Source organism: Gryllotalpicola kribbensis (assembly GCF_039538245.1).
GTDB lineage: Bacteria > Actinomycetota > Actinomycetes > Actinomycetales > Microbacteriaceae > Gryllotalpicola > Gryllotalpicola kribbensis.
Window position 1 is genome coordinate 196814 of record NZ_BAABBX010000005.1, and the last position, 19404, is coordinate 216217.

At 70.8% G+C, this 19404-nt stretch carries 14 protein-coding genes; 9 read left to right on the top strand and 5 right to left on the bottom strand.

The window, feature by feature from the left end; all coding sequences use genetic code 11:
• The first annotated feature begins 17 nt into the window (after positions 1–17).
• Entirely contained in the window at positions 18–968 is a 951-nt protein-coding gene (gene nudC, locus ABD716_RS04225) for an NAD(+) diphosphatase (protein WP_344774126.1), read from the top strand.
• Positions 965–2662: an ATP-dependent helicase gene (locus ABD716_RS04230; RefSeq protein ID WP_344774128.1), complete on the top strand. Its 1698-nt coding sequence runs from the start codon at positions 965–967 to the stop codon at positions 2660–2662. Before nudC ends, ABD716_RS04230 begins: the two co-directional genes overlap by 4 nt.
• A gap of 817 nt (positions 2663–3479) precedes the next feature.
• On the opposite strand, the gene ABD716_RS04235 is transcribed toward ABD716_RS04230, so the two are convergent.
• Positions 3480–4826, bottom strand: coding sequence for a zinc-dependent metalloprotease (locus ABD716_RS04235; protein ID WP_344774131.1), 1347 nt, complete (start codon positions 4824–4826; stop codon positions 3480–3482).
• 88 nt (positions 4827–4914) lie between these two features.
• On the opposite strand from ABD716_RS04235, the gene ABD716_RS04240 reads away from it, so the two are divergent.
• The 3 genes from ABD716_RS04240 to ABD716_RS04250 all read left to right on the top strand — a co-directional run bounded on the left by ABD716_RS04240 (position 4915) and on the right by ABD716_RS04250 (position 10632).
• Entirely contained in the window at positions 4915–6045 is a 1131-nt protein-coding gene (locus ABD716_RS04240) for a YlbL family protein (RefSeq protein WP_344774133.1), read from the top strand.
• Between the two features lie 84 nt (positions 6046–6129).
• Positions 6130–9030 (top strand): UPF0182 family membrane protein, encoded by a 2901-nt coding sequence (locus ABD716_RS04245; RefSeq protein ID WP_344774135.1) that lies wholly within the window; start codon positions 6130–6132, stop codon positions 9028–9030.
• Positions 9031–9051: 21 nt separating this feature from the next.
• Positions 9052–10632 (top strand): Mur ligase family protein, encoded by a 1581-nt coding sequence (locus ABD716_RS04250; RefSeq protein WP_344774137.1) that lies wholly within the window; start codon positions 9052–9054, stop codon positions 10630–10632.
• On the opposite strand, the gene ABD716_RS04255 is transcribed toward ABD716_RS04250, so the two are convergent.
• A complete protein-coding gene (locus ABD716_RS04255) occupies positions 10621–11664 on the bottom strand; it encodes an agmatine deiminase family protein (RefSeq protein WP_344774139.1) in 1044 nt (347 codons plus the stop codon). The two genes, ABD716_RS04250 and ABD716_RS04255, sit on opposite strands and share 12 nt — an antisense overlap.
• The gene (locus ABD716_RS04260; RefSeq protein WP_344774141.1) at positions 11661–12596 is read right to left on the bottom strand and encodes a nitrilase-related carbon-nitrogen hydrolase; all 936 of its coding nucleotides are present in this window, start codon (positions 12594–12596) and stop codon (positions 11661–11663) included. Before ABD716_RS04260 ends, ABD716_RS04255 begins: the two co-directional genes overlap by 4 nt.
• A 138-nt stretch (positions 12597–12734) precedes the next feature.
• Here ABD716_RS04260 and ABD716_RS04265 point away from each other — a divergent pair, with 138 nt between their 5' ends.
• Positions 12735–14045 carry an HNH endonuclease signature motif containing protein gene (locus ABD716_RS04265; RefSeq protein ID WP_344774143.1) on the top strand — a complete coding sequence of 437 codons (1311 nt, stop codon included), beginning with the start codon at positions 12735–12737 and terminating at the stop codon, positions 14043–14045.
• 16 nt (positions 14046–14061) lie between these two features.
• On the opposite strand, the gene ABD716_RS04270 is transcribed toward ABD716_RS04265, so the two are convergent.
• Positions 14062–14382 (bottom strand): hypothetical protein, encoded by a 321-nt coding sequence (locus ABD716_RS04270; RefSeq protein ID WP_344774145.1) that lies wholly within the window; start codon positions 14380–14382, stop codon positions 14062–14064.
• A gap of 40 nt (positions 14383–14422) precedes the next feature.
• On the opposite strand from ABD716_RS04270, the gene ABD716_RS04275 reads away from it, so the two are divergent.
• Positions 14423–16051 (top strand): stealth family protein, encoded by a 1629-nt coding sequence (locus ABD716_RS04275; protein WP_344774147.1) that lies wholly within the window; start codon positions 14423–14425, stop codon positions 16049–16051.
• On the opposite strand, the gene ABD716_RS04280 is transcribed toward ABD716_RS04275, so the two are convergent.
• On the bottom strand, positions 15996–16967 hold the full coding sequence (locus tag ABD716_RS04280) for a phosphodiesterase (protein WP_344774149.1): 972 nt from the start codon (positions 16965–16967) through the stop codon (positions 15996–15998). The genes ABD716_RS04275 and ABD716_RS04280 overlap by 56 nt on opposite strands.
• 157 nt (positions 16968–17124) lie before the next feature.
• Between ABD716_RS04280 and ABD716_RS04285 the strand changes: the two genes are divergently transcribed.
• Both ABD716_RS04285 and ABD716_RS04290 read left to right on the top strand, forming a co-directional pair.
• Complete coding sequence (locus ABD716_RS04285) at positions 17125–18075, top strand: BPSS1187 family protein (protein ID WP_344774151.1); 951 nt, start codon at positions 17125–17127, stop codon at positions 18073–18075.
• Positions 18076–18190: 115 nt separating this feature from the next.
• Positions 18191–19357, top strand: a complete 1167-nt coding sequence (locus tag ABD716_RS04290) for an endo-1,4-beta-xylanase (protein WP_344774153.1) — start codon at positions 18191–18193, stop codon at positions 19355–19357.
• The last annotated feature ends 47 nt before the right edge of the window (positions 19358–19404 follow it).

Below are 19404 nucleotides of genomic sequence, written 5' to 3' on the forward strand. Positions count from 1 at the left end.
CGGTCGAAGGGACACGGATGACACGTCGCACGGCGCTCGAGCCGCTCACGGGGCTCGTCGTCGATCGCGACGGCGAGCGCCGCGCCCGCCCCGAGCTGTTCGACGAGCTGCTCGCTGAGCCGCAGACCCGCATCCTGCCGCTGTGGCGGGGCCGGTCGCTCGTCACGGCGGGCGACGGCGCGGCATCCCTCGATCTCATCGAGCCCGACCGCCAGACGACGGCGCTCGTGCGCGTGTACTTGGGCCGCGTGGTCGAGACCGGAACGCCCGTGATCGCGGTGACGCTGACGGATGCCGCGGCGGCCGAGCTCGAGCCCGACGAGTCCCGCTGGGCGGGTCTGCGCGAGGCGGGTGCGGTGCTCGACGAGCGCGATTACGCCCTCTTCGTCGAGGCGGTCGCGATCACCAACTGGCACGAGTCGCACACGCACTGCCCCCGCTGCGGAACGCCGACGGTGGTCGAGCAGGGCGGCTGGGTGCGACGCTGCTTCGTGGACGGCAACGAGGTCTTCCCGCGCACGGACCCGGCCATCATCGTGCGCGTGCTCGACGATGCGGGCCGCATCCTGCTCGGCAGCAACGCCATGTGGGAGAACAACCGCTGGTCGATCCTCGCGGGCTTCGTCGAGCCGGGCGAGTCGTTCGAGGCCGCGGTCATCCGCGAGGTGCATGAGGAGTCGGGCGTCGTGTGCACCGCGCCGCGCTATCTCGGCTCGCAGCCGTGGCCGTTCCCCGCCTCGGTCATGATCGGCTTCGAGGCGCGCGCGGTCGCCCAGGGCGACGTGCCGACGACACCCGACGGGCACGAGATCCTCGCGCTGCGGTGGTTCAGCCGCGACGAGCTGTGGGCCGAGCGCGACGACCTGAAGCTTCCCGGCGGCTCGTCGATCGCCCACGCGATCATCACCGAGTGGTACGGCGGCCCGCTCGACCAGCCGCCGCCCGCCGAGGGGCACCGCGCAGCATGACGCCCGACGAGCTGCTGAACGGCCTGGACGCCGAGCAGCGGGTCGCCGCGGAAGCGCTTCTCGGGCCGGTGTGCATCCTCGCCGGCGCGGGCACCGGGAAGACCCGCGCGATCACGCACCGCATCGCCTACGGCGTCGCGACGGGGGCATACGCGCCGAGCCGCGTCATGGCGCTCACCTTCACGAACCGCGCGGCGGCCGAGCTGCGCGGCCGGCTGCGCGCGCTCGGCGCGGGCGGCGTGCAGGCGCGCACCTTCCACGCGGCGGCGCTCGCGCAGCTGAACCACTTCTGGCCGCTCGTCGCGGGCGGGCGGATGCCCGAGCTGGCCCCGGGGAAGGCGCGCATCCTCGGCCACGCCGCCCAGGTGCTGAAGCTCAAGCTCGACACGGCGACCCTGCGCGACGCCGCCTCCGAGATCGAGTTCCGCAAGGTGAGCGGCCTCTCGATCGACGCATACGCGCGCGCCGGCCGCCCGACCCCCGGGAACCTCACGGCTGAGCAGCTCGCCGACCTGATGGCCGCCTACGAGACGCTGAAGGACGAGCGGAGGCTCATCGACTTCGAGGACGTGCTGCTCGTGACGGCCGGCATGATCGAGTCCGAGCCGCAGGTCGCGATGCAGGTGCGCGAGCAGTACCGCTTCTTCGTCGTCGACGAGTACCAGGACGTCTCGCCGCTGCAGCAGCAGCTGCTCGAGCTGTGGCTCGGCGACCGCCGCGACGTCTGCGTCGTCGGGGACGCGAGCCAGACCATCTACTCCTTCGCGGGCGCGTCGAGCGGATTCCTGCTCGGCTTCGAGCGCCGCTGGGAGGACGCCATCGTCGTGCGGCTCGAGCAGAACTACCGCTCGGCGCCGCCCGTGGTCGCCGCTGCGAACGAGCTGATGCGCGGCAGGCAGGGCAGCCTCGTCCTCCACGCGGCGCACGCCGACGAGCCGGCCCCCACGCCGAGCGTCGTGCAGCACCCGAGCGACGCCGCCGAGGCGACCGCGGTCGCGGCGTCCGTCGCCGCCTCGATCGCCGCGGGCAGCGCGCCCGAGTCGATCGCCGTGCTCTACCGCGTGAACGTGCAGGCGGCCGCGCTCGAGCAGGCGCTGACGCAGGCGGGCGTGCCGTATCGCATCCACGGCGCGAAGCGCTTCTTCGATCAGCCCGAGGTGAAGCAGGCGGTGCTCGCTCTGCGCGCGGCGTCCGTCACGGTCAGCGGCGAGCCGCTGTTCAAGTCGGTGTCAGACGTGTTGCGCTCGCTCGGCTGGACCCAGAGCCCGCCCGAGGCAGCCGGCGCCGTGCGCGACCGGTGGGAGAGCCTCAACGCGCTCATGACCCTCGCCGATCAGGCGCCCGCGGGAACGACGTTCCGCCGCTTCACCGACGAGCTGCTCGAACGCCAGGCCGGCCAGCATGAGCCGACGGTGCGCGCCGTCACTCTCGCGACCCTGCACAGCGCCAAAGGCCTCGAGTGGGACGAGGTGCACATCGTCGGGCTCTCGGAGGGGCTCGTTCCGATCTCGTACGCGACGACCTTCGAGCAGGTCGACGAAGAGCGCCGTCTGCTCTACGTCGGCATCACCCGCGCGAGGCGGCGGCTGCGGCTGAGCTGGAGCGAGACCGGAACCGGGCGAGCCGGGGCACGTCAGCCGTCTCGCTTCCTGGCAGAGCTCGGCAGCCGCATCGAGCGTGCGGCTCGTGCGTGAGACGCGACTGCGACCCGTCCACCCCGAGCTCAAGGCTCGCGCCGACGAGTTCCCGCGACCCGTCGAGCAGGTGCGCGAGCAGCTCGCGCACGACGCGCAGGGTGACGGATGCCTCGAGCCGGCCGCCCTCGACGGGTGACCGCTTCCCCGCGAGCTGCGATGCGATCACGGGCCAGGCGGGGTCGGCGTCGGCGCGGCTGAGGTCGAGGCAGGCGAGGCAGGGGCCGACGCCGGGCTCGACGAAGGGCCCGATGCGCGCGGAGCGCTCGCCGAAGACCACGCCGAGGTGCGGCACGTCGCGGCGCAGCCAGGCCCCATGCCGCCCGGTCGGCACGCCGTACGAGCCGAACACCACGGCCGCGTCCAGCGCGGCGGCCCCGGCGGGGTCGGGCAGCGTCTCGGCGAGCCGCACACCGAGGCCGCGCAGCACCGCGGCCAGCTGGCGGGCGGCCGGCCCGTCGCCGTCGACCGCCACGTGCAGTTCGGCCGGTGAGCGCGGGGGAGCGGGGCGCAGCGCGTCACCGGCGAGCAGCGCCGGCCGCACGGCGGCCAGCAGCGCGTCGGCGTACGCCTCGCCGACACCGGCCGCCTCGGCGACGACCGCGAGCCCCTCTTCGGGAACGCCGACCGCGAGGGCTGCGAGCAGGCGCTCGGTGGCGTAGCTCACCCCGTCGAAGACGCACACCACGGGGTCGACGCCGATCTGCACGGCGGTGGGCGAGCGCCACACCACGGGAACCGTCGGGTCGAGTCGCAGGATCACCCGGCCAGCATCCGCCAGGGCGGCCTCACCGCGCCGGGTTTGTCCACAGGCCGGTCAGTCCTCGGTCGGGCGCTCCCCGGAGTCGTCGTTCAGCAGGTCCTCGATGGCCTGGTCGAGCGCGTCCATCTCGGGGTCGGCCGGCGCCGCGCCCGCGAGCTTCGCGATGAGCCGCTGCGGGTCGTCGATGTCGTCGGCGCCGGGCTGCAGGTCGGGGTGCGACCACAGCTCGTCGCGCTTGGCGGCCCCGACGGCGTCGGTCACCTGCTGCCACATCGCGGCGGCCTCGCGCAGCCGCCGCGGCCGCAGCTCGAGGCCGACGAGGGTCGCGAAGGCCGACTCGGCCGGGCCGCCCGCAGCGCGCCGCCGGCGCACGGTCTCGGCGACGGCATCCGCCCGAGGCAGGCGCGAGGTCGCCGACGCCGTGACGACGTCGACCCAGCCCTCGATGAGCGCGAGCTGCGTCTCGAGGCGGGCGAGCGCGGCTTCCTGAGCGTCGGTCTTCGGCGGGATCAGCGCACCGGAGGCGAGCACGTCGCGCAGCTCCTCGGGGTTCGCGGGGTCGAAGGACGACGCGACGTCTTCGAGGCGCTCGGTGTCGATGCGGATGCCGCGCGCGAACTCGGTGATCGCCGTGATGACCTGCAGCCGCAGCCACTTCGCGTGCCAGAACAGCCGCGCGTGGGCGAGCTCGCGCACCGCGAGATAGAGGGAGACCTGGTCGTCGGGGATGTCGAGGCCCTCGCCGAAGGCGCGCACGTTCTGCGGCAGCAGGGCCGCCTGCCCGTCCTCGAGCAGCGGGATGCCGATGTCGCCGCCCGAGACGACCTCGGTCGAGAGCTGCCCGACCACCTGGCCGAGCTGCATCGCGAACAGCGTGCCCCCCACGGCGCGGACCATCTGGCCGGCGTTGGCCAGCATGCCCTGCAGCTCCTCGGGCGCCTGCTCGCGCATGACCTTGGTGAGCGAATCCGCGATGGAGTTCGCGACCGGCTCGGCGAGCTGCGTCCACAGCGGCATGGTGCGCTTCACCCATTCGCCGCGCGACAGCAGGGTGGGCGTCTGGGTGAGCGCGCCGACGCTCGTCGCCTCGTCGAGCCAGAGCTCGGCGACGTGGAAGGCCTGCTCGAGCGCCGAGGTCTGCCCGGGCGGCGTCTCGACGGTGCCGGACTGCGCCAGCTGCCGCCCCTGCTGCAGGGCGAGGTCCCAGTTGATCGAGCCGTCGGGGTTGCCCCGCAGAGCGCCCTGCAGCTGCACGATGAGCTGCTGGATGCTCGCCGGGTCGCTCGGCAGACCCGCCGCGCCCGCGAGCTTCTGCGGGTCGAGCTCGGCGTTGCCCGCGAGCATGTCGCGCAGCATGTCGCGCAGGGCGTCCTCGGGAGACTTGTCGTCGTCGTCCGACATGTCGGTGCATCCTCCACTGATAGGGCGCGCAGGTACGATCAGACGGCCTGCGCAAGCAGAATTCCACGCTAGCCCGGAAAGAATCACGATGACCTTGTACTCCGAGGAGCCCGAGAACGCTGTGCGCGAACGGGAGGGCGAGCGGATGCCCCGGGCGAAGCGCGTCGGCTATCTGCTGCTCGTGGCATCCGTCGCCGCGATCCTGATCCTCGGCTTCGCGCCCAGCCCGTACGTCATCGAGCAGCCGGGCCCCGTCTTCAACACGCTCGGCGTCGACACCGCGGTCGGCCAGCCGAAGCGGGACGATGCGAAGCCCGTGCTGTCGATCCGCGACCGGAAGACCTACCCGACGAGCGGCTCGCTCGACCTGCTCACCGTCAACGTCGTGGGCAACCCGCAGCAGCTGCCGAACTGGTTCCAGGTCGTCACCGCGTGGTTCCAGCGCTCGAAGTCGGTCGTGCCGGTCGAGGCCGAGTTCCCCCGCGGCCAGACGGCGGACCAGGCCAACAAGCAGAACGCGCAGCTGATGTCGACCTCGCAGCAGGATGCCACGGCGGCGGCCCTCGTCGCCCTCGGCTACGACGTCGAGCAGCACGTCGTGGTCGTGAGCGTCGAGAAGGACTCGCCCGCCGACGGGCACCTCAAGGCGAATGACCGCATCACCGCCGTCGACGGCGCGAAGGTCCAGACAGTGCAGGACCTGCGGGATGCGGTGCAGGCCGACCACGGCGGCGCCGTCAGCGTCACGATCGAGCGCGACGGCACGACGCAGGACGTCGACATCACGCCGAAGAAGTCGAACGGCGCCTGGATCCTCGGCGTCGTCGGCGGCCAGCAGTACGGCACGCTGCCGGTCACGGTCGACTTCCAGCTCGCCGACATCGGCGGCCCGAGCGCCGGGCAGATGTTCGCGCTCGGGATCATCGACAAGCTGACGCCCGGCTACCTGAACGGCGGCAAGCGCGTCGCGGGCACCGGCACGATCGACGCGGCGGGCAACGTCGGGGCGATCGGGGGCATCCGCCAGAAGATGTTCGGCGCGCGCGAGGCGGGGGCGACGGTGTTCCTCGCGCCGCAGTCGAACTGCGACGAGGTGGTCGGCCATGTCCCCGACGGACTGCACGTCTATGCGGTGAAGACCTTGTCGGACTCCCTGAACGTGCTGAAAACCGTCTCTGACCACGGCGACACCAGCAAGCTCGCAAGCTGCCACAGCTAGGCTTAAAGGGTGAGCTCCGCCGCTGCCTCCGGTCCCGCTGCTGGTCCCTCTCGGCCACCGGTCGACCGTCGCAGGCGCGCCGCCGTGTGGATCACCATCGGCGCCATCGTCGTGCTCGTCATCGCGTTCTTCATCTTCGCGAGCCTGTTCACCGACGTGCTGTGGTTCCAGCAGCTCGGCTACCTCGGCGTCCTGACCACGCAGTGGTGGTGGGGGCTCGGCATGTTCGCGGTCGGGTTCCTCGGCATGGGCTTCCCGCTGTGGCTGTCCATCCAGCTGGCCTACCGGCTGCGGCCCGTCTACGCGCGGCTCAATACCCAGCTCGACCGCTATCAGCAGGTCGTCGAGCCCCTTCGCCGCCTCGCCATGTGGGGCGTGCCGATCGTCTTCGGCCTGTTCGCCGGCGTCGCGAGCGCGAGCCGCTGGCAGGTGGCGGCGCAGTGGCTGCACTCGACGCCGTTCGGGTCGAGTGACCCGCAGTTCCACATCGACGACTCGTTCTACATCTTCCGGCTGCCCTTCTATCACTCGGTCGTGAGCTTCTCGCTGGCGGTGCTGATCATCGCCTTCCTCGCGACGATCGCGACCGCCTACCTCTACGGCTCGATCCGCGTCAGCGGCCGCGAGGTCCGCATCTCGCGCTCGGCCCGGGTGCAGATCGCCGTGATCGGCGCGGTCTACATGGGCGTCCAGGCGCTGAGCATCTGGCTCGCCCGCTTCGACACGCTGACGAACTCGAACGTGAAGGACTCGATCACGGGCGCCGCCTACACCGACGTGCACGCCACGATCCCCGCTCGCACGATCCTCGCCGGCATCGCCGTGATCGTCGGCCTCGTGTTCGTGCTCACCGCGGTGACGGGCCGCTGGCGCTACCCGATGGTCGGGCTCGGCCTGCTGATCGTGAGCGCCATCGTGATCGGCACGCTGTACCCGTGGGGCGTTCAGAAGTTCACCGTCGACCCCAGCGAGAAGCCGAAGGAGACGGCATACGTCTCGAAGGCGATCGATGCCACGAGGGATGCCTACGGGGTCTCCGACATCAACGTGCAGTCCTATGACGCGACCTCCGACACGCCGGCTGGCGCGCTGCGCGAGGACGCCGACACGACGGCAAGCATCCGCCTGCTCGACCCGACGGTCGTGAGCCCGGCGTTCAGCCAGCTGCAGCAGTTCCGCCAGTACTACTCGTTCCAGCCCGACCTCGACGTCGACCGCTACACGATCGACGGGAAGTCGCAGGACACGGTGGTCTCGGTGCGCGAGCTCGACCAGAAGGGCCTCGGCTCGTCGACACAGAACTGGTTCAACGACACCTTCGTGTACACGCACGGTTACGGGCTCGTCGCGGCCGCCGGCAACGAGCGGCAGGACGACGGGGCACCGCAGTTCATCGAATCCGGCATCCCGACCTCGACGAAGCTCGGCGACTACCAGCCGCGCATCTACTTCGGCCAGGACTCCCCGGCGTACTCGATCGTCGGCGCGCCGAAGGGCGGCAAGCCGGTCGAGCTCGACTACCCCGCCGGCAAGAACGGGAAGCAGGCGACCTACAACACCTACACGGGCGACGGCGGGCCGAAGCTGTCGAACGTCTTCGTGCGCCTGCTCTACGCGCTCAAGTTCCAGGACGAGCAGATCGTGCTCTCCGACCAGGTGAACTCCGACTCGCAGATCCTCTACAACCGCGACCCGGCCAAGCGCGTGAAAGAGGTCGCGCCGTTCCTGACCCTCGACTCGAACCCGTACCCCTCGGTCGTCGACGGGCACATCGAGTGGATCATCGACGGCTACACGACGAGCGATCAGTACCCGTACTCGATGCGGCAGTCGCTCTCCGGCGCGATCGCCGACTCCGACACCGAGCGCCAGCCGTTCGCGATGGACGACGTCAACTACATCCGCAACTCGGTGAAGGCGACGGTCGACGCATACACGGGCAAGGTCACGCTGTATGCGTGGGATGCCAGCGACCCGGTGCTGAAGACGTGGCAGAAGATCCTGCCGCTCAACGTCAAGCCGGTCTCCGACATGAGCGCCCAGCTGATGAGCCACGTGCGCTACCCCGAGGACCTGTTCAAGATGCAGCGCCAGATCCTCGCCTCGTACCACGTCACCGACGCGGGGGCGTTCTTCTCCAACGAGGACGTGTGGAAGACGCCGTCAGACCCCTCGAAGGACACCAGCACGGTCCAGCCGCCGTACTACCTGACGATGAAGCTTCCCGGTGAGAAGTCCGCCGCGTACACGCTGTACTCGACGTACATCCCGGCCTCGAGCCAGAGCACCAGCAGGAACATCCTCAAGGGCTACCTCGCGGTCGACTCCGACGCGGGCAGCGCGAAGGGGAAGCCGTCGAAGGACTACGGCAAGCTCACCCTGCTGAGGATCTCCAACGACAACGTCTGGGGTCCCGGCCAGGTGTTCGCGACGGCCGAGTCCGACCCCGATATCGCGAAGCAGCTGAGCCTGCTGCGCAGCACGACGGCGACGACGGTCGACTACGGCAACCTGCTCACGATCCCGGTGGGCGGCGGCATGCTCTACGTCGAGCCCGTCTACGTGAAGTCGACCGGCTCGACGAGCTACCCGCTGCTTCAGGAGGTCATCGTCTCGTTCGGCTCCAAGGTCGTCATGCAGCCGACGCTGGATGCCGCGCTCGACGAGCTCTTCGGCGGGAACTCGGGCGCGCCGGCCGGCGACAAGGACACGACTCCGACCACCCCGCCTGCCGCGTCGTCCGACGGCTCCGGCAACGGCACGAGTCCCACGACCCCGCCCACGTCGACGCCCAGCTCGACCCCGAAGCCGACCCAGTCGGCCGGTGACAGCGCCGAGCTGAAGCAGGCGATCGCCGACGCGCAGAGCGCCTACGACGACGCGCAGGACGCCCTGAAGAACGGCGACTGGACGGCGTACGGCGACGCGCAGTCTCGCCTGCAGGACGCCCTGCAGCGTGCGGCCGATGCTGAGGGCGGCAAGTAGCCGCGCCGATAGAGTTACAGGATGCAGAGCGTTCCTCCCGTCCTTCGCCCAGAGCACCCGACGCCCCGGCCGCTCGCGGAGTTCGCCCGGCACTTCGGCCTCGAGGTCGACGGCTCGCTCGAGGGCGTGTCGGCCACGGGCATCACGCTCGCCACGGCCGATCTGCGCAGCGGCGAGATCTTCGTCGGCATCCACGGCGTGCGCGCACACGGCGCGTCCTTCGCGCCCGAGGCCGTCGAGAAGGGCGCGGTCGCGATCGTGACGGATGCCGACGGGCTGGGGCTCGTGCGCGACGCGGGCCTCACCGTGCCGGTGCTCGTCACCGACGACCCGCGCGGCCACCTCGCCGACTACTCGGCGTGGGTCTACGGCACGGCCGACTCGCCGCTCAAGATCCTCGGCGTCACGGGCACCAACGGGAAGACCTCGACCGTGCACCTGCAGGACGCGCTGCTCACCCAGCTCGGCGTCGTGTCGGGCATGTCGTCGTCGGCGCAGCGACACATCGCGGGGGAGTCCATCACCGCGCGCCTCACCACGCCCGAATCGAGCGAGCTGCACGCGCTGCTCGCGCTCATGGTCGAGCGCGGCGTCGAGACCTTCGCGCTCGAGGTCAGCGTGCAGGGCATCGTGCGCCACCGCGTCGACGGGTTCAAGTTCGACGTGGCCGGCTTCACCAACCTGCAGTACGACCACATGGACGACTTCAAGGACATGGACGAGTACCTGGAAGGCAAGCTCCCCATGTTCCGCGCCGACCGCGCGAAGCGTGCGGTCGTCTCGCTCGACACCCCGGCAGGCAAGACCGTCGTCGACACCGCACGCGCCGACGGCGTGCCCGTCACCACCATCGCGACGCCTCAGATCGCCCTCGACCAGGACCTCGCGGCCACCGCCGACTGGATCGTCACGGCCGGCGAGAGCACCGCCGACGTGCACACGAAGTTCACCCTGCGCTCGGCCGACGGCACGCGCGAGCTCACCAGCGTCACGCCGGTCATCGGCGCGCACATGGTCGCGAACACCGGCATCGCGATCGTGATGCTGCTCGAGGCGGGCTACGCCTGGGACGATATCGTCGCCGTGCTCGAGCGCGACGGCGGCATCCAGACCGTGCTTCCCGGTCGCACCGAGGTCGTCACGACCGGGCGCGGGCCGGTCGTCTACCTCGACTTCGGCCACACGCCCGACGGCTTCGAGCGCACCACGCAAGAGGTGCGCAAGGTCACCAAGGGCCGCCTGATCACCATGATCGGCGCCGACGGCTCGCGCGACACCACGAAGCGCCCCGCGATGGGCGCCGCCGCCGCGCTCAACAGCGACGCGACCATCGTCACCGACCACCACCCCCGGTGGGAGGATGCGGCGGTGATCCGCGCGGGGCTGCTCAAGGGCGCGCGCGAGGCGCGGCCCGACGGCGACATCCGCGAGATCTTCCCGCCGGAAGAGGCCATCAAGGCCGCGGTCGCGATGCTCGGGCCTGACGACGCGCTGCTCTGGTTCGGCCCGGGCCATCAGACGCACCGCGAGATCCAGGGCGTGCGGTATCCCTACGACCCGCGTGGCATGGCACTGGGCGCACTGCGCGAATCAGGCTGGTGACGCGGCCGGCTGCTGCTGCGTGATGCAGTGAATGCCCCCGCCGCGCGCGAACAGTGGCCTGGCGTCGAGCGACACGACGCGGCGGCCGGGGTACGCGTCGGCGAGGATGCCCGCCGCGCGCTCGTCGGCGACCCTGTCGCCGAAGGCGCAGGCGATCACGCCGCCGTTCACCACGACGTGATTGACGTAGTTGTAGTCGACGGGGCCCTCGTCGTCGGTCAGGGCGTCGGGCGCGGGCAGCTCGACGATGTCGAAGCGCCGGCCTGAGGCATCCGTCTGCCCCTCGAAGAACGCGCGCAGCTCGCGCGTCACCTCGAAATCGGGGTGCGCGTCGTTCCGCTGCACGTGCAGCAGCAGCGTGCCCGGGCTCGGCAGGGTCGCGACCATGTCGACGTGGCCGCGCGTGCCGAATTCCTCGTAGTCGCGCGTGAGCCCGCGCGGCAGCCAGATCACCTTGCGCGCGCCCAGTGTGCGCGCGAGCTCGGCTTCGACGCGTTCCCGGGTGGCGTGTGGATTCCTGCCCTGATCGAGCTGGACCGTCTCGGTCACGAGCACCGTGCCCTCGCCGTCGGTGTGGATCGCCCCGCCCTCGTTGACGAGAAGAGAGCTCACGACAGGTGTTCCCGCGGTCGCCGCGACCGTCTGCGCGATGAGCGCGTCCTTGCCCCACGTCGCCCAGGCCGGGGCGCCCCAGCCGTTGAAGACCCAGTCGATGGCGGTGAGGCCGCCGCTGCCGTCGCGCACCCAGGTCGGGCCGATGTCGCGCATCCACGCGTCATCGAGAGGTGCGACGACCGTCTCGATGTCGTCGCGCAGGTACCGGGCCGCCACCTCGACCTGGCTCGGGTCGACCACGACCGTGACCGGTTCGAAGTCGGCCGCGGCTGCCGCGACATCCGCCCACATCTGCCGAGCCTCGTGCGCGTCGGCCGCGGTGTCGCCCAGCGTGTAGCCGCCGGTCGGGAAGGCGAGCCAGAGGCGATCGTGCGGTGCGGTCTCGGCGGGCCAGCTGAGGCTCGGGGCCGCCGTCATGCGAGCCCCGCGTAGGTGTCGGGCCGCCGCGTCGTGAAGAAGGGGAACAGCTCGAGCCACTCGGCGCGGCTGGTGAGATCGAGGTCGGCGACGAGCACGACCGACTCGTCGCGCGGCGCCTCGACGAGCACGCGGCCGAACGGGTCGGAGATGAAGCTCGTGCCGTAGAACGTCAGCGCGCCCTCGTCGCCCCAGCGGTTCGGCACGATCATGTAGAGCCCGCTCGTGATGCCGTTCGCGACGACCACCTTCTGCCACAGGGGAGCGGTGTCGAAGTCGGGGAAGTCGGGCTCCGAGCCGATCGCCGTGGGGTACGCGAGGATGTCGGCGCCGGCGAGGCCGTAGCTGCGGCTGACCTCGGGGAACCACTCGTCCCAGCAGGTGGGCAGGCCGAGCTTCGCGCCGCCGAGCTGCGTCACGCCGTAGACGGGGTAGGCGTCTTCTGCCGGGCCGGGGCGGAAGTAGGTGTCCTCGTAGTAGCCCGCGGTCACCGGGATGTGCGTCTTGCGGGTGCGGCCGACGAGCTCGCCGTCGGGGCTCACCAGGATCGCCGTGTTGTAGCCGCGGGGGTCGTCGGGTTCGTCGTCGTCGGCCGGGCGTTCGTAGAGGCTCGCGTGCACCACGATGCCGTGCTTCTTCGCCTGCTCGGCGGCGAAGGCGAACGTTGGGCCGGTCGTGAGCGACTCGGCGGTCTCCTTCGGGGTTCCCGTGGCGCGGACATCCGCCGGGTACTTCGAGAGCGTGAGCTCGGGCAGGAACACGGCCTGAGTGCCGGCCGCGGCCGCCGCCGCGATCCCTTCCGCGAGTTGGGCGCGCAGCTCGTCGGCATCCTCGAGCCAGCGGTGCTGCACGAGCGCGACGCGCACGGTGCGTCGCGGGCGCTCGTCGGTCTTGAGATACGGCTCGGGCGTTTCGGCGGTGATGACGCGCATGCGCCGATTGTGGCAGAGCGAGCGTGACGGGCGCGTTTCACGCCCTGAGGACGTGCGCGCCGGAAGGTTATCCACCCGTTCATGCGCAGTCGCGAATGGTCGGCCTCCAATGTCAGTGGTCCCTGGTTGACTGCACGCATGAACCACCCCACCGAGATCGGCGCCTCCGATGGCGGCGCGAGCGCAGCCGAACTGGCGCGCGAGCGGCTGCTCGACCAGGCGCACGAGCTGCAGGCCGCGCAGGCGCGCGCCGAGGCGGGGTTGATCGAGACCGTCGTGCGCACCGTCGACAACGCGGTCGCACATCCCGAGATCGAGCTGGTTTCCGGTGACCCCCGGCCGACCGACGCCGACTATGCCGCCCGCTCGGCCGTGCTGGGCCTGTCGCTCGAGCTCGCGGTGAGCGAAGACCAGGTGCGCACCTTGCTCGACGAGGGCCGCATGCTGGCGAATCTGCTGCCGGCGACCTGGGCCGCGTTCCGTGCGGGCGAGATCACGCACCAGAAGACGCGGGTGATCCTGAAGCACTTCCGAAAGCTGCCCATCGACGAAGAGGTGCAGCTCTACTTCGACCGGGTGATGGCCGAGGCCGGCAGGGTCGTCAACGTCAAGCAGCTCGGTCGGAAGGCCGCGCGCCTGGCCGAGCGGCTGGGCGAGAGGCCGCTCGATGTGGTCCATGCCGAGGCGGCCGCGGCGCGCCGCGTCTGGGTCGACATCGAAGAGGGCACCGGCATGGCCTACTTCACCGCCTACCTGCACGCCGACCAGGCACTGCTGGCGAAGGCCCGGGTCGACGCACTGGCGAGAACGCTCAATGACGCGAATCTGCCCGACGCCGAGCGGCGCACCGCAGACCAGAAGCGGGCCGACGTCACGGCCGACGTCCTGATCGGCAAGGGCGAGCCGAACGAGGCGCGGCCGCACGTGAACGTCTACGTGCCGCTCTCGAACCTCGCGCACTGCCCGGAAGAGGTCAAGCCTGCCTCCATCAACGGCGTCGTGCCGATCTCCGCCGCCCGCGCTCGCGAGCTCGTCGGCGCCTCCCCGACGCTCACCCGCATCTTCACCGACCCGGTTGATGGGGCGGTGCTGGGCATCGGGCGGAAGAAGTACGTGCCCAGCGCCGACCTCAGGCGCTTCGTGCTCGCCCGCGATGAGATCTGCGCAACCCCCGGCTGCACGCGCGGTGGCGAGGACTGCGACCTCGACCACCGCATCGACTTCTCCCTGGGCGGCGAGACGAGCGCCGACAACCTGACGCCGCGGTGCCCGAAAGACCACACCGTGAAGCACGCCACCCGCTGGGCCGTCGAGACCCGCCAGACCGCGGCCGGCACCACCGAAGTGTGGTCCTCCCCGGGTGGCAGGCGCTATTGGGACCGCACTCTCGACCCACCGCCGCGTTCGAGACGCCCGCGACCACCGATCCCCGACGAAGCGCCCTTCTAGTCCTTCGGCGCGACCGCTAACGTCCCCGCTCGACCGAGACCCCGGGCACCTCGCGCAGCGCCTCGACGAGCTTCGCCCGCACCCGCGCCTCGACGTCAGGCCGACCGGCGCCGCCCCGCGCCAACTCGCTCGCGGTGCTGATCGCGTCGTCGAGCGCGCTCACGAGCGTGTGACGGGCGGATGCCGCAGGCGATTCCGCATCGCGGACGACGCGGTCGAGGGTGGCGGCGGCCTGGTCGAGCTTCCGCTGGGCGGGCAGCGCGGGGTCCGTCACGATGCCGACGAGTTTGTTCACCAGTTCGCGCGAAAGGTGCGCGACTCCGCGTGATGAGGCCATGCCCCCAGTCTTCCAACCCGGAAGTACTTACAGTGGTTGCATGCTCCACGCCATTCCACGGGATCCCGATTCCCCGGTGGCGCGGGGGGCGGGCCTGCAAGACCGCGCCGACATCGTGCTGCGCGGCGGGCTCTACTCCCTGCTGAACACCGACCTGACGCCGTACGAGTCCATGGTGAGCGACCTGCTCGCCGTCAGAGCCGTGCTCGCGGCATCCGATATCGCCTATCTGCTCGTGCGCGACGAAGCCGGCCGCCTCGTGATCGCCGTCGACCGTGCCGCGCGCAAGAGGCTCGTCACAGTGCTCGCCGAGGCGTTCCGCGACGAGCCGTTCTATGCCAAGACGATGCGCGTCGACGGTGCGACGGTGCGCAAGGATGACGGGCGGCCGCTGCTGCTGGCCGACGGGGTGCTCTCCGAACGCCACAAGGCCGAGGTGTTCCGGCTCTACCGCCCGCGCATCGAGCCCGTCGGGCGGCTGCGCTACGGCCACAAGGACGCGTTCCAGCTCGAGCTGTGGCGGTTCGGTGACGAAGAGATCATCGCCCCTGTTCCCAACCTGCTGACCCGCACGCGCATCAAGCGGTCAGAGGCGGTTGCAGACGAGGTCGAGCTGTTCGGGCAGACCTGGCCCACCCTGCAGGGCATGTTCGAGCCGACGGTCAGTGATGTCGACTTCCCGATCGACCTCGTCTTCTCGTGGGTCGACGGCTCGTCCGCCGAGTTCCAGCGGGCGCGCGCCGCGCGCATGGCGAGCTACGTCGTCGGCGAGGGCGACGACTCCGAGGCGCGCTATCGGCAGATCGACGAGCTGAAGTACGCCCTGCGCAGCGTGCACCTGTTCGCGCCGTGGATCCGCCGCATCTTCATCGCGACCGACTCGCCGGCGCCGGCGTGGCTCGCCGAGCACCCCAAGGTCACGATCGTGCGCAGCGAGGAGTTCTTCGCCGATCCTTCGGTGCTCCCGACCCACAACTCGCACGCCGTCGAGGCGCAGCTGCACCGCATTCCCGGCCTCGCCGAGCACTTCCTCTACTCCAACGACGACATGTTCTTCGGGCGCCCCGTGCAGCCCTCGATGTTCTTCTCGCCGGGCGGTGTGTCGAAGTTCGTCGAGGCGACGACCCGCATCGGCCTCGGCGACAACGACCCCGCCCGCAGCGGGCACGAGAACGCGGCGCGGGTGAACCGGCGCCTGCTGCGCGAGCGCTTCGGGCGCACGACGACGCGGCATCTCGAGCACTGCGCCGCGCCGCTGCGGGTCAGCATCGCCAAGGAGCTCGAGGCCGAGTTCCCCGAGGAGTTCCGCCGCACGGCGGCGAGCCCCTTCCGCAGCGCGAGCGATATCTCCGTCACCAACTCGCTGTACCACTACTACGCGCTCATCACGGGGCGAGCCGTCGAGCAGCGACAGGCCAAGGTGACCTACGTCGAGACCACGCTGCGGCGCTCGCTGAACCAGCTCGACCGGCTGCTGCGCCGCCGCGATCAGGACATGTTCTGCCTCAACGACGGCAGCAACCCCGAGCTCTCCGTCGAAGAGCGCACCGAGGCGGTGACGGAGTTCCTCGAGCGGTACTTCCCGATTCCCGCGCCGTGGGAGCGGCCCGTGGCTAGCTCTCGAGCGCCGGCTCCTCCTGCGGAGCCAGCATCGGCTCCTCGGGCGTGACCCACGCGTTGACGCGGTCGGCGATGCGGATACCGGCGTCGGCGAGCCGGGCGGCCGCGATCTCGGGGCTCACGTAGTCGAGCGACGCGTACTGCCCGAGGGGAACGACCGAGTGCAGCACCGTTCCGGGGTAGACGTGCACGAGGTTGAACGCCTGGGCGCCGTCGCGCGGGCTCGTGCCGCGCGTCTCGCCCTGCACGGGCACGTTGAGATCCTGCGTGTAGCAGGTGGCGGATGCCACGGAGACGGGGATCCCGGCGAACGTCGCGCTTGACGAGTAGTGCAGGTGGCCGGCGAGGATGGCGCGGATGTCGGTGCCCTCGACGACCTCGGCCAGAGCGCTCTGGTCGCGCAGCTCGACGGTGACGGCGAGGTCGAGCACGGCCGGGACAGGCGGGTGGTGCATGGCGAGAATCGTGCCGTGCGGCGCGGGCTCCGAGAGCTCCTCTGCAAGCCAGTCGAGCTGGGCCGAGGTGAGCGCGCCCCAGTGCTCGCCGGGAACGCTCGTGTCGAGGGTGATGACGCGCAGCCCGTTGACGTCGTAGACGCGGTCGACCGGCCGGGGCGTGGGAACCTCGCCGAGCAGGTGCTCGCGGAATGCGCCGCGGTCGTCGTGGTTGCCCATCGCCCAGATGACCTGGGCGCCGATGCGCGCGGCCGCCGGCTCGACGATCGAACGCAGCAGCTCGTAGGCATCCGCCTCGCCCTTGTCGGCGAGATCGCCCGTGAAGACGATCGCCTCTGGGCGGCCGCGGCTCGCCTCGAGCTCGGCGAACAGCTCGGCCAGGTGCGCGGCGCTGTCGACCCGGTCGTAGAGCTTTCCGGCGACGCCGTTGTCGCGCCCCAGCAGGTGGGTGTCGGAGAGGTGCAGCAGGAAGTGGTCCGGTCGCGGGTACTCCGCTGTACGGGTGTTCACGCCTCTATCCGACCACTTCGGGGCGAACCGCCGGTGAACGACACCCGTGCAGGCGCTGAAAGCCGAGCAGACCTGTAATCGAATCGTGTCCGTTCCGTTGGCTTCCGGTCGGCGGATTCATTCGTTTCTCGTAGATCGCGACACGTAGCATCCGCTCGTGTCCCTCCCGCGTCACCGCGTCTGGCTGGTCCTCGCGCTCGCCGCAGCCGTCTGCGCTGCGACGCTCGGCATGCTCGCCTGGCCGGGGCACGTGGCCGAGGCGGCAGGGCCGATCGCCTTCCGGCTCTCGTCGCCGGCCGACCACGCGCTGCGGCCCGACGCGCTCAACCTCGCGGAGTCGTCGCCCGGGAACGCTCCCTTGCTGGTGTTCCTGCCCGCGACCGGTGCCGTGCCGCGCAGCTATACGCGCTTCCTCGACACGGCGCACGGCGCGGGCTTCAGCGTGCTCGGCCTCGACTACCACAACATCGGGCCGTCGCTCGCGCACAGTTGCGAGGCAGACCTGGCCTGCTACGGCGACATGCTCGCGAACCGCTACGACGGCAGCCACCCGACGCGCTTCAGCCGCGTGGCCCCTGGCGGCGCGATCGTCGACAGGCTCGACGACTCGCTCGCCTACCTGTGCGCGCACGACCCCGCCGGCCGGTGGCAGCGCTACCTGCGCGGGTCCGAGGTGCGCTGGAATCGCCTGGTGCTGGCCGGGCACTCCCAGGGCGGCGGCGAGGCCGAGTACATCGCGCACCGCCACGCCGTGCGCGGGGTGCTGATGTTCTCGGCGCCGGCTGAGGCGATGGGCGGCGCGGCGGCCGGATGGCTGTCGGGGCCGTCGGCCACGCCCGCGAGCCGCGTCTGGGCGCTCGATGACGTGCACGACGTCTACGCGGCGCGGATTCTGCCCAGCTGGCGCGCGCTCGGCATCCGCCCCGCCGCTCCGGCGCGGCTGCCCACCGGAGCGCACGGCCTGCGCACGACGCTTCCTCTCGGAACGCCGGGCCAGGCCCACGACCGGGTGATCAGCGATGCGACTCCGCTCGGACCCGATCGCCGGCCCGTGCTCGAGCCCGTCTGGCGCTGGATGCTGGCGCGGGTCGCAGCGACGACCGCGTGAGGCATCCGCGGTTTTGTTGCTTGACCCCCATAATAGGGGCACGTAGCCTGACCGAGTTGCCCGACCGCAATGGCGCGGTCGGCACCAAGACAACGACGTACTTGGAGGCAGGGAAATGGAACGACGCAGCGTGCTCGCGATGGGCGCATTCGGTGCAGCAGCGATGGTGGCAGGCGGAATCGGGGCGGCGCCGGCCCTCGCGAGTCCGGCGCGCGGCCCGAAGCCCGTGGGAAGCGGCGACCCTCAGTCGCTCCGGGCGCTCGGTGCCGCGATCGATCTGCCCATCGGCAGCGCGCTCACCCCGCAGGACATCACCGACTTCGCGGCCGTCTCTGGCGGCCAGTTCTCGGTGGTCATGGGCGCGAACGCGATGAAGTGGCAGACGGTCGAGCCGGCCCAGGGCAGCTACGACTGGACGGACGCCGACCAGCTGATGGCGTTCGCCAAGGCCAACCACCAGCTGGTGCGCGGGCACACGCTGCTCTGGCACAACCAGCTGCCGACGTGGCTGACCGACGGCGTGGCGGCCGGCACGATCACGAAGTCGAAGCTGTGGGCCCTGCTCGAGAAGCACATCTTCACCGAGGTCGGCCGCTACAAGGGCCGCATCTGGCAGTGGGATGTCGCGAACGAGTTCTTCACCGACGCGAACCCGTCGGGCATCAACCCGAACGACTGGTGGATCCAGCAGCTCGGGGAATCCGTGATCCCGCAGGCGTTCAAGTGGGCGCACCAGGCCGACCCGCATGCCCTGCTGTTCTACAACGACTACAACGTGACCGGTGAGGACGGCACGAACGCGAAGAGCGACGCCGTCTACGCGTGGGCGACGAAGCAGCGGGATGCCGGCGTGCCGATCCACGGCATCGGAACGCAGGCGCACCTCGACACCCAGTACGGCTTCGACCCGCAGCGGTTCCAGCAGGATCTCGAGCGCTTCGGAAAGGCCGGCTTCAAGGTCGCGGTGACCGAGGCGGACGTGCGCACCTTCGTCGACGCGGCCGCCACCCAGGTGCCGACCGACAGCCTCGCCCAGTTCGCGCAGCCCTTCGAGTACTCGGCGATGCTGCAGGCCGCGATCTCGGTGCCCGCGGTGATCTCGTTCACCGTGTGGGGGTGGACCGACTCGCTCTCGTGGGTGCCGGGCACCTTCAGCGGCGAGGGCTACGCGTGCCTGTACGACGTGAACCAGCAGCCGAAGCAGGCGTACTACACGCTGCAGAAGGACCTCGAGCTGGCCGCGGAGGGCGCACCGCGCCGCGCGCCGTTGCCGCGCGCCTGACGGGCGCGGCGGCGTAACGCGGGTTCACGACGGCCGGGCGAGCATCG

What these genes read in the sequence shown, in the direction of transcription:
- ABD716_RS04250 (WP_344774137.1), top strand. Translation starts at nt 9,052, where the DNA reads ATGCAGAGCGTTCCTCCCGTCCTTCGCCCAGAGCACCCGACGCCCCGG.
- ABD716_RS04275 (WP_344774147.1), top strand. Translation starts at nt 14,423, where the DNA reads ATGCTCCACGCCATTCCACGGGATCCCGATTCCCCGGTGGCGCGGGGG.
- ABD716_RS04235 (WP_344774131.1), bottom strand. Translation starts at nt 4,826, where the DNA reads ATGTCGGACGACGACGACAAGTCTCCCGAGGACGCCCTGCGCGACATG.
- ABD716_RS04290 (WP_344774153.1), top strand. Translation starts at nt 18,191, where the DNA reads ATGGAACGACGCAGCGTGCTCGCGATGGGCGCATTCGGTGCAGCAGCG.
- ABD716_RS04270 (WP_344774145.1), bottom strand. Translation starts at nt 14,382, where the DNA reads ATGGCCTCATCACGCGGAGTCGCGCACCTTTCGCGCGAACTGGTGAAC.
- ABD716_RS04265 (WP_344774143.1), top strand. Translation starts at nt 12,735, where the DNA reads ATGAACCACCCCACCGAGATCGGCGCCTCCGATGGCGGCGCGAGCGCA.
- ABD716_RS04255 (WP_344774139.1), bottom strand. Translation starts at nt 11,664, where the DNA reads ATGACGGCGGCCCCGAGCCTCAGCTGGCCCGCCGAGACCGCACCGCAC.
- ABD716_RS04240 (WP_344774133.1), top strand. Translation starts at nt 4,915, where the DNA reads ATGACCTTGTACTCCGAGGAGCCCGAGAACGCTGTGCGCGAACGGGAG.
- nudC (WP_344774126.1), top strand. Translation starts at nt 18, where the DNA reads ATGACACGTCGCACGGCGCTCGAGCCGCTCACGGGGCTCGTCGTCGAT.
- ABD716_RS04260 (WP_344774141.1), bottom strand. Translation starts at nt 12,596, where the DNA reads ATGCGCGTCATCACCGCCGAAACGCCCGAGCCGTATCTCAAGACCGAC.
- ABD716_RS04230 (WP_344774128.1), top strand. Translation starts at nt 965, where the DNA reads ATGACGCCCGACGAGCTGCTGAACGGCCTGGACGCCGAGCAGCGGGTC.